Annotated in this window: 12 protein-coding genes; 6 read left to right on the forward strand and 6 right to left on the reverse strand. The window is 67.2% G+C overall.

What is annotated here, in order from left to right; all coding sequences use genetic code 11:
- Positions 1-73 precede the first annotated feature (73 nt).
- From JC881_RS14165 to JC881_RS14180, 4 genes are read left to right on the forward strand one after another with little or no spacing between them, the layout of a single operon-like run.
- Positions 74-988 carry an ABC transporter permease gene (locus tag JC881_RS14165; RefSeq protein ID WP_198786438.1) on the forward strand — a complete coding sequence of 305 codons (915 nt, stop codon included), beginning with the start codon at positions 74-76 and terminating at the stop codon, positions 986-988.
- Entirely contained in the window at positions 985-1983 is a 999-nt protein-coding gene (locus JC881_RS14170) for an ABC transporter permease (protein ID WP_198786340.1), read from the forward strand. The genes JC881_RS14165 and JC881_RS14170 overlap by 4 nt, the downstream gene beginning before the upstream one ends.
- Before the next feature lie 46 nt (positions 1984-2029).
- Positions 2030-2971: an SMP-30/gluconolactonase/LRE family protein gene (locus JC881_RS14175; protein ID WP_198786341.1), complete on the forward strand. Its 942-nt coding sequence runs from the start codon at positions 2030-2032 to the stop codon at positions 2969-2971.
- 3 nt (positions 2972-2974) lie between these two features.
- Entirely contained in the window at positions 2975-4036 is a 1062-nt protein-coding gene (locus JC881_RS14180; protein WP_198786342.1) for a malate/lactate/ureidoglycolate dehydrogenase, read from the forward strand.
- Positions 4037-4163: 127 nt separating this feature from the next.
- Here JC881_RS14180 and JC881_RS14185 read toward each other — a convergent pair whose 3' ends face one another.
- From JC881_RS14185 to JC881_RS14205, 5 genes are all read right to left on the reverse strand, one after another.
- On the reverse strand, positions 4164-5687 hold the full coding sequence (locus JC881_RS14185) for a catalase (RefSeq protein ID WP_198786343.1): 1524 nt from the start codon (positions 5685-5687) through the stop codon (positions 4164-4166).
- Between the two features lie 134 nt (positions 5688-5821).
- Positions 5822-6682, reverse strand: coding sequence for a class I SAM-dependent methyltransferase (locus tag JC881_RS14190; protein WP_198786344.1), 861 nt, complete (start codon positions 6680-6682; stop codon positions 5822-5824).
- A gap of 168 nt (positions 6683-6850) precedes the next feature.
- Positions 6851-7498 carry a nucleoid occlusion factor SlmA gene (slmA, locus tag JC881_RS14195; RefSeq protein ID WP_198786345.1) on the reverse strand — a complete coding sequence of 216 codons (648 nt, stop codon included), beginning with the start codon at positions 7496-7498 and terminating at the stop codon, positions 6851-6853.
- 66 nt (positions 7499-7564) lie between these two features.
- The gene (argB, locus tag JC881_RS14200) at positions 7565-8458 is read right to left on the reverse strand and encodes an acetylglutamate kinase (protein ID WP_093441736.1); all 894 of its coding nucleotides are present in this window, start codon (positions 8456-8458) and stop codon (positions 7565-7567) included.
- A gap of 47 nt (positions 8459-8505) precedes the next feature.
- The gene (locus JC881_RS14205; protein WP_198786346.1) at positions 8506-9603 is read right to left on the reverse strand and encodes a glycosyltransferase family 4 protein; all 1098 of its coding nucleotides are present in this window, start codon (positions 9601-9603) and stop codon (positions 8506-8508) included.
- Between the two features lie 45 nt (positions 9604-9648).
- On the opposite strand from JC881_RS14205, the gene JC881_RS14210 reads away from it, so the two are divergent.
- Both JC881_RS14210 and JC881_RS14215 read left to right on the forward strand, forming a co-directional pair.
- On the forward strand, positions 9649-10419 hold the full coding sequence (locus tag JC881_RS14210; protein WP_198786347.1) for a glycosyltransferase family 2 protein: 771 nt from the start codon (positions 9649-9651) through the stop codon (positions 10417-10419).
- 79 nt (positions 10420-10498) lie between these two features.
- The gene (locus JC881_RS14215) at positions 10499-12553 is read left to right on the forward strand and encodes an acyltransferase family protein (protein WP_198786348.1); all 2055 of its coding nucleotides are present in this window, start codon (positions 10499-10501) and stop codon (positions 12551-12553) included.
- A 3-nt stretch (positions 12554-12556) separates the two neighbouring features.
- Here JC881_RS14215 and JC881_RS14220 read toward each other — a convergent pair whose 3' ends face one another.
- Positions 12557-13609: a glycosyltransferase family 2 protein gene (locus JC881_RS14220; RefSeq protein ID WP_198786349.1), complete on the reverse strand. Its 1053-nt coding sequence runs from the start codon at positions 13607-13609 to the stop codon at positions 12557-12559.
- Between the last annotated feature and the right edge of the window lie 9 nt (positions 13610-13618).

The following is a 13618-nucleotide window of genomic DNA, read 5'->3' on the forward strand; positions in this document are numbered from 1 at the left end:
CGCGGTTCCGGCAGTCCCCACGGTTGCCGCGGTTGCTTCGCGCAACGGCCGCCATCCCGCGCGCCGCGTGGCGATCCTGCATGCGCTGCTGCCGGCCGTGGCGCTCGCGCTGCTGCTCGCGGCGGTATTCCTGAAGCAGCCGCGCGCGATGTCCTACTTCGGCATCAACCTGCTGCTGAACCTGGCGATCCCGGTGATGTTCGCCACGCTCGCGCAGATGATGATCCTGGCGGTGAGCGACCTGGACCTGTCCATCGGCCCGTTCGTGTCGCTGGTGGCCTGCATCGGCGCCACGCTGATGCCCGCGCAGCCGGCGCTCGCGGTGCTGGCACTGGTCGCGGCGGTGGGCGTCTATGCGTTGGCGGGCGCGGTGATCCAGGCCAGGCAACTGCCGTCCATCGTGGTCACGCTCGGGCTCTCGTTCGTGTGGCTGGGCTGCGCCGTGCTGCTGCTGCCCACGCCCGGCGGCACGGCGCCCGAGTGGCTGCGCGCCGCGATGAGCTGGCGCACGCCGCTCCTGCCGATGCCGATCTGGATGGCCATCGCCACGGCCATCGTGGGTCACCTGCTGATCACGCGCAGCGCCTTCGGCACGCTGGTGCGCGGGCTGGGCGGCAACCCCGGCGCCATTGCGCGCGCGGGCTGGAACATGGTGCGCGTGCGCGCCGGCGTGTATGCGATCGCCGGCGTCTTCGGCGTCTGCTCGGGCCTGATGCTGGTGGGCCAGGCCACCTCGGCCGATGCCAACATCGCCTCGCGCTACACGCTGGTGGCGATCGCGGCGGCGATCCTGGGCGGCGCGGAATTCGCGGGCGGCAAGGTGGCGCCGGTGGGCGCGGTCATCGGCGCGCTCACGGTGACGCTGGCGGCCTCGTTCCTGACCTTCCTGAACATCGCGCCCGACTGGCAGGTGGGCATGCAGGGCCTGATCCTGGTGGCGGTGCTCGCGCTGCGCGCCGCCATCGACCTGCTCGGAGGCAAGCGATGAGCGCGGCGAACGAACGCATCGCCGCCGCTGCAGCTGCCGGCCCGGCGCCTGCCCGATGGAAGCGCCTTGCGCGCAACCGCCCGTGGCTGGGCTCGTGCGTGGCCGCAGTGCTCGCCTGGGGCGCGACGGTGTGGAGCGGGCACGGCCAGGGCTCGGGCGACCTGCTGACCGCGGCGCTGGCGTTCTCGGCCTTCACGGTGCTGGTCTCGCTCGGGCAGATGCTGGTGATCAGCGTCGGGCCGGGCAATGCGGACCTGTCGATTCCATCGACCATCGCGCTCTCGGGCGCGGCCGCGATGATCGTGATGGACGGCAGCAACGCGATGCTGGTGCCGGGCCTCTTGGCGGCGGGCGCCGTGGGCATCGGCGTGGGCCTGTTCAACTTCGGGTTGATCCGGCTGCTGCGCATTCCGCCGATCATCGCCACGCTCGCGGCCTCGCTGATCGTGATGTCGGTGGCCATCAACGTGGGGCGCGGCTTGAAGATGAAGCCGCCCGCGCTGTTCTCGGACCTGATGGCGCAGCGCGTGGCGGGCATCCCGCTGGTGGCGATCGTGGCGCTGGCCGTCACGGTGCTGGTGGCGGTGATGCTGGAGCGCACGGTGCTCGGCCGCTCGATCGCCGCGGTGGGCCAGAACCGCCGGGCCGCTCAGCTCGCGGGCCTCCATGTGGAGCGCACGCGCCTCCTGGCCTACGTGATCTGCGCCGGCCTCGCGGGCCTGACCGGCGCGCTGATCGCGGGCTTCTCGGGCGGCAACTCGCTGGACCAGGGGCAGGAGTACCTGCTCATGACCATCGCCGTGGTGGTCATCGGCGGCACGGCCGTGGCGGGCGGGCGGCCCAGCGTGCCGGGCATCTGGGGCGCGGCCATGTTCATGTTCCTGCTGGTGGCGCTGCTCAACGCCGTCGGCGCCGGGCCGGGGCTGCGCATGCTCTTGACCGGCGTCATCATCATCGCGGTCATCGTGCTGGCAAGCGGTCGCCCGGGCCGCTGAAGCCGCTGCCGCCTATTGCTTTTTTGCAAGAAGAGAAACGACACCCATGGCACCTCTGCAAGATCTCCCCTTCGGCTTCCTGGAAGGCACCGGCTTCGAACGGCTGGATGCGCGCTTCAACACCTGCATCCCCAGCCCCGAGCGCGTGGAGCGCCTGTGGACCGGCGCGCGCTGGTGCGAGGGACCGGTATGGTTCGGCGCGCACCGCACGCTGCTGTGGTCGGACATTCCGAACAATCGCATGCTGCGCTACGACGAGGTGAACGGCACGGTCGGCGTGTTCCGCGAACCGTCGAACAACACGAACGGCCACACGGTGGACCGCGAAGGCCGGCTCGTGAGCTGCGAGCACTTGACGCGGCGCGTGACGCGCACCGAGCACGACGGATCGGTCACCGTGCTGGCCTCGCACTGGCAGGGCAAGCGCCTGAATTCGCCGAACGACGTGGTGGTGCATTCGGACGGCGGCGTGTGGTTCACCGACCCGAGCTACGGCATCCTCTCGGACTACGAGGGCGTGCGCGCCGAGAGCGAGATCGGCGCCTGCCACGTCTACCGCATCGACCCCGCGAGCGGCGACGTCGAGCGCATGGCCGACGACTTCGTCAAGCCCAACGGCCTGGCGTTCTCGCCCGACGAATCGCTGCTCTACGTCGCCGACACCGGCGCGAGCCACCTGAAGGACGGGCCGCGCCACATGCGCCGCTTCAAGGTGGGCGCCGACGGCCGCAGCTTGAGCGGCGGCGAGGTGTTCGCCGAATGCACGAGCGGCATGTTCGACGGCTTCCGGCTCGACACCGAAGGCCGCATCTGGACCAGCGCGCTGGACGGCGTGCACGCCTACCACCCCGACGGCACGCTGCTGGGCAAGATCCTGCTGCCCGAGCGCGTGGCCAACGTCTGCTTCGGCGGACCCAAGCGCAACCGCCTTTTCATCTGCGCGACGACGTCGCTCTACGCCATCACATTGAACGCAAAGGGAGCCTGATCCATGCCCAGAACACTGCCGGCCGAGGGCCTGCAAACCAACGTTGCCCGCATCCTCGAAGCCGCGGGCAGCAGCGCCGCCGAGGCGCAGCAGGTGGCCGCCAACCTCGTGCTGGCCAACCTGAGCGGGCACGACTCGCACGGCGTGGGCATGCTGCCGCGCTACATCGATGCGGTGGCCGAGGGCGGCCTCAAGCCCAACGCGGCCGTGAAGGTCAACCTGGACATCGGCACGCTGATGGGCCTCGATGGCCAGCACGGCTACGGGCAGATCGTCGGCGTGCAGGCGATGGAACTGGGCATCGCGCGGGCCAAACAACACGGCAGCTGCATCTTCACGCTCTCGCATGCGCACCACCTGGGGCGCATCGGGCACTTCGCCGAGATGGCGACGGCGCAAGGGCTGGTGGCGATGCACTTCGTCAACGTGCTGTCGCGGCCCGTCGTCGCGCCCTGGGGCGGCGGCGATGGGCGCTTCGGCACCAATCCGTGCTGCATCGGCGTACCGCTCGCGGGCGCGGAGCCCTTCGTGCTCGACTACGCGACCAGCCGCGTGGCGCAAGGAAAGATGCGCGTGGCCCACAACAAGGGCGAGCAGGTGCCCGACGGCTACCTCATCGACGAAAAAGGCGCACCGACCAACGACCCGGGCGTGGTGGTCGTGCCGCAGGGCAACGGGCTCTTCGGTGCGCTCATGACCTTCGGCGAGCACAAGGGCTACGGCATGGCGGTGGCGTGCGAGCTGCTCGGCGGCGCGCTGACGGGCGGCGGCACCTGGCACCGCCCGGCGGACACGGCGCGCTCGGTGCTGAACGGGATGCTGACGGTGCTGATCGATCCGGTGAAGCTCGGGACGCAGAAGGCTTTCGACGAGGAGGCGCACGAGTTCATCGACTGGTTGAGGCAGAGCCCGCCGGGGCAAGGCTTCGACGCGGTGCAGATCGCGGGCGAACCGGAGCGCAAGGCGCGTGCGGCGCGCAAGCAGGACGGCATCTGGGTCGACGATGCGACGTGGGGAGAGATCGTCGCGGCCGGTGCCAAGGTGGGCGTGGCCGTCACGGCCTGAGCCCTCTTGCTCCTTCCCCCTCTGGGGGAAGGTTGGGATGGGGGCAGGCAGAGCGTGCCCCATGGAAGCGCCGCTTGCCCCCCACCCCTGCCCTCCCCCAGAGGGGGAGGGTGAAAGACCGCCGACTTCAGCTGTTGCTGCTGTCGTGCGCCGGTTTGCCGATCTGCACGCTCACATCCTCGCCCTTGATCTTCGCCTGCACCGCCTTGATCGCCTTTTCGAGCCGTGCACCGTAGTCCGCATCGGCCTGGCGGAAATAGCTCACCGAGCGGTCGATGATGTCTTGCCGCGTGACCGCGCCCAGACCACCCGCGATGCTTTGAATCAACCGCTCCTTCGCGGCCTCGTCCATCAGGCGATAGAGATCGCCGGCCTGCGCGAAGTCGGTGTCGGCCTCGTGCTGCTGCCACTGGTGACTGCCGGTCCAGCCGTGGATCTCCAGCGGCGCGTAGACCGGCTCGTTCGTCTGCTTGGGCGCATCGCTGAAGCTGTTGGGCTCGTAGTTCGGGCCGCGTCCGCCGTTGCCGTCGCCGCGCATCGCGCCGTCGCGGCCGTAGTTCTGCGCGGTCGTGGCGTGCGGGCGGTTCACCGGCAGTTGCGTGTGGTTGATGCCCAGGCGGTAGCGCTGCGTGTCGCCGTAGCTGAAGAGGCGCCCCTGCAGCATCTTGTCGGGCGAGGGGCCGATGCCGGGCACGAAGTTGGCCGGGTTGAAGGCGGCCTGCTCGATCTCGGCGAAGTAGTTGTCGGGGTTGCGGTCGAGCGTGAGGATGCCGATGTCGATCTTCGGGTAGTCCTTGTGCGACCAGACCTTGGTGAGGTCGAAGGGGTTGAAGCGGTAGGTCTGCGCCTCGGCCACCGGCATGATCTGCACCTGCACACGCCAGCTCGGAAATTCGCCGCGCTCGATGGAGTGCAAGAGGTCCAGGTGGTGGTGATTCGGGTTCTCGCCGCCCACGCGCTGCGCCTCTTCGGCCACGAAGGTCTCGATGCCCTGGTTGGTCTTGAAGTGGTACTTGACCCAGAAGGCCTCGCCCTTCGCGTTCACCCACTGGTAGGTGTGCGAGCCGAAGCCGTCCATGTGGCGGTAGCTCTTCGGAATGCCGCGGTCGCCGAAGAGCCAGGTGAACTGGTGCGTGGCCTCGGGCGAGTGCGAGAAGAAATCCCACGCGTTGTTGGGCTCCTGCACGTGGCTGTAGGGGTCGCGCTTTTGCGAGTGGATGAAGTCGGGGAATTTCAGCGGATCGCGGATGAAGAAGATCGGCGTGTTGTTGCCCACGAGGTCGTAGTTGCCGTCTTCCGTATAGAACTTGAGCGCGAAGCCGCGCGGGTCGCGCACGGTATCGGCCGAGCCGAGCTCCAGCGCCACCGTCGAGAAGCGGGCGAGCACCTCGGTCTTCTTGCCGACCTGGCCCATGAATCTGGCCTTGGTCCATTTCGAGACATCGGCCGTGACCTCGAAGGTGCCGAAGGCGCCCGAGCCGCGGGCATGCACCACGCGCTCAGGAATGCGCTCACGGTCGAAGCGGGCCAGTTTCTCGATGAGGTTATGGTCCTGCATCAGCACCGGACCGTTGACGCCAGCCGTCTGCGACTGCTGGTTGTTTTCGATGGGGGCACCGCTTTCGGTGGTGAGCTTGCGGGTGTCTGTCATGCGCGCTGTCCTCTGATGAAGTTGTCGGGGTCCATCGATTTTGTCAATGAACATGGCGACATGGCATCAGATTCGGCTATCGTCTTGATAGAACGCGTTCGTAGCGCCTACGCGACCAGCGCAGCTCAAAAGGACTAGGCAGAGGGCGGCTTCCTGGCCTCGAAGATCAATGCACCGGGACCGACGATGCCGTGGGTCGACTCATCCAGATCCCATTCCGTCGCCTCGAAGCCCAACGATCGCAAACGCGCGAGCATGCTCAGGCCGAAGATCGTCCAGACCAACACGCCTTCATCAGGCCGGACCGGATCGCCGTGGAAGGCCTTCTCTTCGAGGTAGACGATTTCTCCATCGACGATTTTGGCGCGTACTTGGTCCTCGACCAGCAACGGATTGTAGGGAACCGTGAAGATGTGACGCCCCCCGGGTTTCAGCACACGAAAGATTTCTGCATGCGCGGCGTACGGCTCGGGCATGTGCTCCATCACGTCGCTCGACATCACGAGGTCGAGCGAGTTGTCGGCAAAAGACAGCGCCTGAAGGTCTTCATGACGACGGCCGTCGACCATCTCGCCGGACCTGTATTCGTCGCCAAAGTACTCCGAGCACACATAGCCGGGCAGTCCATTCAATTGGAGGTGCAGCGCGCCGGTCGTCTCGGTGTTGTAGATGACAAGGCCAGAGGGGAAGTGCCAACTGCCCCCTTGAGACAGCCCGCACTGCTGGCGAATCAGATAGGCCATCTGCCGCTGTCGATTGAACGACTGGCAATTCGAGCATCGGCCCGATTCACGCGGGTTGTCGGTAAAGCCGGTGAAACGGGCATTCATGCCGCAGACGGGGCAAACGCCCGAAAGCACGAGCCCTTCCTCCACCGGCTCGGCGACGGGGGACTGTTCCAGCGAATCCGCGGCAGCTGTCCGCGGAGCGTGTCGCCTGTGCCAACCCGGAACGGCCAGACGCAATTTGCGCAGAGCCCTTTCTACGATGCCCATGGTCTCTTGCCCCCGGTTCTTTGATCGAACGGCCGCAGTCTACGTCCTTGCACATGGCGCTGATCGGCAATGTGCCAGTCAAGCATGTCGATCTTCTGGCAGGTAAGCAACCGACGGCCGGGCTTGTTGCCTGTCTCGGCGTGCGACGACGTCGCGCGCCAGGCGCGCTCAGACGATTAGCGCGATCGTGGCTTCGAGGTGTTCGGAAGGCGCGCGGCGAAAGCCCGAGCGCGCAAAGCGCTGCAGCTGCCCGACCACGAAGGCCGTGAGCGCCGCGGCGCGCACCTGCGCATCGACGGTGGGCGTGGCCGAACCTTCGGCGCTCGCCGCGCCGCGCAGCACCTGGCGCAGCGTGGCTTCGATCTTGTCGAAGAACTGGTTCATGCGCTGCTGCAGGCGCTCGTTCTCGTAGACCAGCGCATCGCCGACCATGACGCGCGTCATGCCCGGGTTGCGTTCGGCGAACTGGACCAGCAGCGTGAGGATCTTGGCGGCCTGCTGGGCGCCGGTGGCGCCTTCGCGTTCGAGGATCTGGTTCACCAAGGTGAACACGCTCTGCTCGATGAAATCGATCAGGCCTTCGAACATCTGGGCCTTGCTCGCGAAATGGCGGTAGAGCGCAGCCTCGCTCACCTCGAGCCGCGCGGCCAGTGCAGCGGTCGTGACCCGCTCGGCGCCGGGTTGTTCCAGCATGGCGGCCAGCGCCTGCAGGATCTGCACGCGCCGCTCCCCCGGCTTCGGACGCTTGCGCGTGGCGGGGGCTGGCGTTTCCGCTGGGGTCTCTACGCCGGGAGCAGCTGTCTCTTCGTTCTGCATGGGAGCGCGTGCAAAGATGTAATCAATTGATTCTCGCACAGCGCAACAAGCGCTCCCCTCGTCCGTTCAGCGGGCGCGGATCATCGTCCCGTAGGCCTGGTCGGTCAGGATCTCGAGCAGCATCGCGTGCGGCACGCGGCCGTCGATGATGTGCACCGCGTTCACGCCGCTCTTGGCCGCGTCGAGCGCGCCTTCGATCTTGGGCAGCATGCCGCCCGAGATGGTGCCGTCGGCGAAGAGGTCGTCGATTTCGCGGGCGCTCAGGTTGGTGAGGAGCTTGCCGTTCTTGTCGAGCACGCCGGGCGTGTTGGTCAGGAGCATGAGCTTCTCGGCCTTGAGCACGGTGGCCAGCTTGCCGGCGACGACGTCGGCGTTGATGTTGTAGCTCTCGTTCTCCTCGCCGAAGCCGATCGGGCTCACAACGGGGATGAACGCGTCGTCCTGCAGCGCCTTCACGACGCTCGGGTCGATGGAGACGATATCGCCGACCTGGCCCACGTCGTGGTGCACATTGGGATCGGTGCGGTCGGCCAGCTTGAGCTTCTGCGCGCGAATGAGGCCGCCGTCGCGCCCGGTCAGGCCCACGGCCTTGCCCCCGGCCTGGTTGATGAGGCCCACGATGTCCTGCTGCACTTCGCCGGCCAGCACCCATTCGACGACTTCCATGGTCTCCGCGTCGGTCACGCGCATGCCCTGGATGAAGCTGCCCTTCTTGCCCAGGCGATTGAGCGCGGCCTCGATCTGCGGGCCGCCGCCGTGCACCACCACCGGGTTCATGCCGACCAGCTTGAGCAGCACCACGTCTTCGGCGAAGTCGGCCTGCAGGGCCGGATCGGTCATGGCGTTGCCGCCGTACTTGATGACGATGGTCTTGCCGTGGAACTTGCGGATGTACGGCAGCGCCTGGGCCAGGATCTCGGCCTTGTCGCGCGGGGGGATGTTGAGGACGGGGTCGGTCATGGGCGGTCAGGCTCCAAGTTGAACGATGGGAACGAACGGAAATTCTCTCAAGGTCGCAGCCAGCGCGGCACCTTGAATCGCACGATCATCAGGTACGCACCCACGTACGTCGTGACGAACAGCAGGCAGAACAGCACCAGCACGATGGTGTTGTTCCAGAACAGCACCGCGGGCACCACCGAGAGCGCCGCGAACATCCAGAGGTAGGGCGAGGTGCGGTTGTTGCGCGCGAGCAGTTGCCGCGCCTCGTCGTCCGCCAGCGCCACGCGCACGATGCGGCGGAAGATCAGCTGGTGGAAGTGCAGCGCATCGGCCGTGCCGGGCGACTGGCCGCGCGCGAGCTTGCGGTAGATGGAGAAGAGCGTCTCCCACACCGGGTAGATCAAGAGCAGCATCGGGAACCACGGCGAGACCACGCGGTGGCGCTGCACCAGCGTCACGCAGGCCACGGCGATCACCATGCCCCAGACGTAGGCGCCGCCGTCGCCGGCGAAGATCTTGCCGCGCGGGTAGTTCCAGACCAGGAAGCCGAAGGTCGCGCCCACCAGGCAGATCACCATCGCCGCCAGTTGCCGGTCGCCCACCTGCAGGGCCACGTGCGAGATCGCCAGGCATACCAGCACGGCGACCGTGCCGGCCAGGCCGTTGTAGCCGTCGATGATGTTGAAGGCATGCGGCAGGCCGCCGATGGCGAGCGCCGCGAACAGCACCGTGGCGTACGGCAGCATGGCCAGCCAGCCGTCCACCAGCGGGACGCCGGTGCGCGAAACGCCCAGGCCGAGCAGCCAGCACACCAGCAGCGCCGAGCCGATCGTGAGGCCCAGCCGATAGCGCACCTTCACCTGCTGCGTCATGTCTTCGACGATGCCGCCCAGCACCGCGGGCGCGATGCACAGCAGCGTGAGCATCGAGGTCTTGACCGGCCACGACACGTTGAAGGGGTCGGTGCCGGTGATGCCCGCAGCCAGCCAAGCCGCCCCCATGCCCAGCAGGATGCCCGCACCGCCCAGGCGCGGCACGTGGCCCTTGTGGAAGCGCTGCGGCATGTCGGCGCCGTAGAGCCGTGCGTGCCTGCGCGCCCGGCGCATGAAGAGCTGGACCGCGAAGGCGGCGACGAAGAAACTGATGACGATCAGGGCAATCATGTGTGGGAGTTGGGGAACCCTAGAATTCCCGAGCGAAATTAGACCATGCCAACGCCCCCCTCCCCCGTCTCCCCACCGCCGTTGCCCCCGATCACCATTTCCATCGTGAGCCACGGCCAGCTCGCCCTGGTGCGCCCGCTGCTCGACCAGCTGGACCGGCACAGCCGCGCGTCGATCGCCAAGGTCGTGCTCACGGTGAACATCCCGGAGCCCGACGTGCTGGCGGGGCAAAGCTGGGGTTTCGAGGTCGAGCGGATCGAGAACGCGAGCCCCATGGGCTTCGGCGCCAATCACAACCAGGCCTTCAAGCGTTGCGCCACGCCGTGGTTCCTGGTGCTCAACCCGGACATCCGCGTCGACAGCGACGTGCTCGCGCCGCTGATCCTGCAGGCCGCGCCTGACGCCGGCCTGATGACCCCGCGCATCCTGGAGCCCGGCAAGCCCGCGCCCGAGCCGCACCGGGCGCTGCTCACGCCCCTGGAGATCCTCGGGCGAAACAAGCCGGGCTATGTGCGGCCGGCGGTGCCCGCGTGGATTCCGGGCCTCTTCATGCTGTTTCGAAGCGATGCCTACCGCCAGGTCGGCGGCTTCGACGAGCGCTTCTTCATGTACGGGGAAGACTTCGACATCTGCGCCCGCACCCGCCTGGCGGGCTGGAAGCTGCAGGTCGGCGAAGACCTGCTCGCGCGGCACGACGCCCAGCGCGCGAGCCACCGCAGCAAGCGCTATCTGTACTGGCACGTCACCAGCCTGCTGAAAGTGTGGCGCTCGGGCGCCTTCTGGCGCTACCGGCGGATGCAGCCGCCCGACGCTTGAGGAGGGCGTCAATCAGGGCGAAAAGCGTTTGCGAAGACAATCGGGAACCAAAAAAGCAAGCGCGCTTTCAACACCGACGATGACGACGACAACGACGAGCCCGACGTTCCACAACGAACACGCCCACCTGGTTCACCCCAAATACCGCCCGGACATCGACGGGCTGCGCGCCGTGGCGGTGCTCTCGGTTCTGGGCTACCACGCGTTCCCGCAATGGATCAAGGGCGGCTTCATCGGCGTCGACATCTTCTTCGTCATCTCGGGCTTCCTGATCACCACGATCATCCTGGCCAGCTTCGAGGGCGCGGGCTTCAGCTACCGCGAGTTCTACGCCCGACGCGTGAAGCGGATCTTCCCGGCGCTCGCGCTGGTGCTGGCGGCAACGCTCGCCTTCGGCTGGTATGCGCTCCTGCCCAACGAGTGGGAACAGTTGGGCAAGCACGTGGCCTCGGGCGCCGGATTCGTCTCGAACTTCGCGTTCTGGAGCGAGGCCGGCTACTTCGACAACGCGGCCGAGACCAAGCCGCTCTTGCACCTCTGGTCGCTGGCCATCGAGGAGCAGTTCTACATCTTCTGGCCCGTGCTGCTGGGCCTGGCGTGGAAGCGCAAGTGGCGCGTGCTCTGGGTGGTGGGCATCGTGGCGGCGGCGTCGTTCCTGCTCAACGTGACGACCATCCACAGCCACCGCGAGGCCGCGTTCTATTCGCCGCTCTCGCGCTTCTGGGAGTTGATGATCGGCGGCATGCTCGCGTACATGCGGCTGCACCGGCCACTGCCCAAGCCGGGCTGGGGGCGCCATGCGCAGTCCATCGCCGGGCTGGCGCTGATCGTGCTGGGCCTGTGCTTCATCCGTGGCGGCAAGGCGTTCCCGGGCTTCTGGGCGATCCTGCCGACGCTGGGCGCCTTCTTCTGCATCGCCGCCGGTCCGACCGGCGTGCTGAACCGCTACGTGCTCGCGTCCAGGCCGATGGTGTGGGTCGGGCTCATCAGCTATCCGCTGTACCTGTGGCACTGGCCGCTGCTGGCGTATGCGCGCATCCTGGAGGGCAAGCTGCCTTCGGACGGCATCCGCGCGCTGATGCTGGTCGCCGCCTTCGTGCTCGCGTGGCTGACCTACCGCTTCATCGAACGCTACACGCGCAAGACCGAGAACCCCACGGTGACCTCGGGCCTCGTGGCCGCGATGGTGGGCTTCGTCGTGCTCGGCCTGCTGGCCACTTCGGGCTACTACGTCGGACGCCACAGCGACCCGTACTTCAACAAGACGGCGGCGGCGGCCAAGGACTGGGGCTACCCCGATGGCCTGAGCCCGATCAAGGTCGATGGCGAGGTGCTGCAGCAGATCGGCCACGGCAAGCGCCGCGTGCTGTTCTTCGGCGACAGCCACATCGAGCAGTACGGCCCGCGCGCGGTGGAACTGAGCAAGACCGCGCCCGACACGCTCGACTCGCTCTCCTTCGTGACCTGGGGCGCCTGCCCGCCGATTCCCAACGTGGTCGACGAGCAGAACAACCTCTGCGCGGAACGCCGCGACGGCGGCATGCGCCTGGCGGTGAGCGACAAGTTCGATGCGGTGGTCTTCGGCGGCTGCTGGAACTGCTACTTCTCGGAAACCGGCAAGCCCAACGCCGACAACGCCGCGGCCGACCGCTACTACTACCTGGACGGCAAGAACAAGCGCCGCTTCATGGGCGGCGGCGGCGCGGACTTCGCGCTCAACACGCTGGAGACGGTGATGACGGCGCTCTCCAAACACAAGCAGGTCTACCTGCTGTTGGACAACCCGGTCGGCGAAGGCTTCGGGCCCGAGGAGTTCGTCAAGGGCGGGCGCCTGGGCAACATGACCGTCGGGCGCATGTCGCCGACCGCGCCGTGGGTGCCGGAGCAGAAGGCGCTGCACGAGCGCATGCGGCAAATCGCCAAGCGCAGCGGGGCCATCGTGATAGATCCGATTCCGACGCTGTGCGAGAAGGACTGGTGCACGCGGGCGGATGCCGATGCGACGCCGATCTACAAGGACGCGGGGCACCTGCGGGCGCAGTACGTGAGCAAGTTCGCCACCTACATCGACCCCGCGATGACCACGCCGAAGCAGCCGGCAGCGGCTGCCCCGGCCGCGACCCCTGCTCGCTAAGCGCTAGGCGTACAGGCGCCGCAGGCTTCGGATGCCGGGCAGGCGCGTGATGGCGCCGACCAAGCGAACCACGCCCGGCGGGCAATGGTTGAGCAGGAACAGCGTGATCCGCAGGCGCAGCTTCTTCTTGCGCCCCACATAGGGGTTGGCCAGCACCATGGCGCCGTACTCGTTGAGGATCGCGCTCATCTCCGCGCGGTACTGGTCGTCGTTCTTGATCGACTCGATCGCGTGGTTGACGAAGTACGGCTGGAACCGCGGCACCAGGCAATCGCGGAAGTAGTAGCGCCCGCGCAGGTGCTCGTCGGGGAACATCTGGGTGAGCTTCTTGAAGTACTTGAAGCGGCTGCGGATCATCCGGATGCCGAACGACGTGCTCGCCGTGTGGATGCACCAGACGGTCACGGCCTTGTCCACGAAGTAGTTGCTGAACCCCTTGCGGAAGATGCGCAGGAACAGGTCGTCGTCCTCGAAGCCCATGAACTGCGAATCGAAACCGTCGACGGCCTCGAAGGCCTTGCGGCTCACCAGCGCGGCCGAGGGCAGCACGAACATGTCGTTGCGCAGCAGGTCGTTGATGTTGCGCTTGGGGTGCGTCGCGTGCTCCTTGATGACACCGGTGCGAATCACGTTGCCGTCGGCGTCGGCTTCGTACAGATCGGCGTAGACATAGCCGAACAGCCGGTCGCCGGGCGGAATCGAAGCGGCCAGCGTCTCGATGTGGTTGGGCAGGTAGAAGTCGTCCTGGTCGAGAAAGCAGATGAAGTCCGAGGTGGAGGCCTTCACGCCGGCGTTGCGGGCCGACCCCTGCCCGCCGTTTTCCTTGTCGATGATGCGGAACGGATAGCGCGCGGCCAGGCCGTCGAGCGCGGCGCGCTCCTCGGGGCGCGAGCCGTCGTTGACCACGATCACCTCGGCTGCGGGCACCGATTGCTCGAAGACGCTCTTGACCGAACGCTCGATGAAATCGGCGCCGTTGTAGAACGGGATGATCACCACGACGCTCGGCCAGGCCGTCGGGTGCGCTGCGAGGGTGGAATCTGGAGAGGCGTTCATTGGGTTCAT

It is taken from the genome of Variovorax sp. IB41 (assembly GCF_016405905.1).
In the GTDB taxonomy this organism is placed as follows: domain Bacteria; phylum Pseudomonadota; class Gammaproteobacteria; order Burkholderiales; family Burkholderiaceae_C; genus Variovorax.

Bases quoted from the DNA above. Each gene is read 5' to 3' on its own strand.
- JC881_RS14220 (WP_198786349.1), bottom strand. From the start codon at position 13,609: ATGAACGCCTCTCCAGATTCCACCCTCGCAGCGCACCCGACGGCCTGG.
- JC881_RS14190 (WP_198786344.1), bottom strand. From the start codon at position 6,682: ATGGGCATCGTAGAAAGGGCTCTGCGCAAATTGCGTCTGGCCGTTCCG.
- JC881_RS14185 (WP_198786343.1), bottom strand. From the start codon at position 5,687: ATGACAGACACCCGCAAGCTCACCACCGAAAGCGGTGCCCCCATCGAA.
- JC881_RS14170 (WP_198786340.1), top strand. From the start codon at position 985: ATGAGCGCGGCGAACGAACGCATCGCCGCCGCTGCAGCTGCCGGCCCG.
- JC881_RS14180 (WP_198786342.1), top strand. From the start codon at position 2,975: ATGCCCAGAACACTGCCGGCCGAGGGCCTGCAAACCAACGTTGCCCGC.
- slmA (WP_198786345.1), bottom strand. From the start codon at position 7,498: ATGCAGAACGAAGAGACAGCTGCTCCCGGCGTAGAGACCCCAGCGGAA.
- JC881_RS14210 (WP_198786347.1), top strand. From the start codon at position 9,649: ATGCCAACGCCCCCCTCCCCCGTCTCCCCACCGCCGTTGCCCCCGATC.
- argB (WP_093441736.1), bottom strand. From the start codon at position 8,458: ATGACCGACCCCGTCCTCAACATCCCCCCGCGCGACAAGGCCGAGATC.
- JC881_RS14215 (WP_198786348.1), top strand. From the start codon at position 10,499: ATGACGACGACAACGACGAGCCCGACGTTCCACAACGAACACGCCCAC.
- JC881_RS14175 (WP_198786341.1), top strand. From the start codon at position 2,030: ATGGCACCTCTGCAAGATCTCCCCTTCGGCTTCCTGGAAGGCACCGGC.
- JC881_RS14205 (WP_198786346.1), bottom strand. From the start codon at position 9,603: ATGATTGCCCTGATCGTCATCAGTTTCTTCGTCGCCGCCTTCGCGGTC.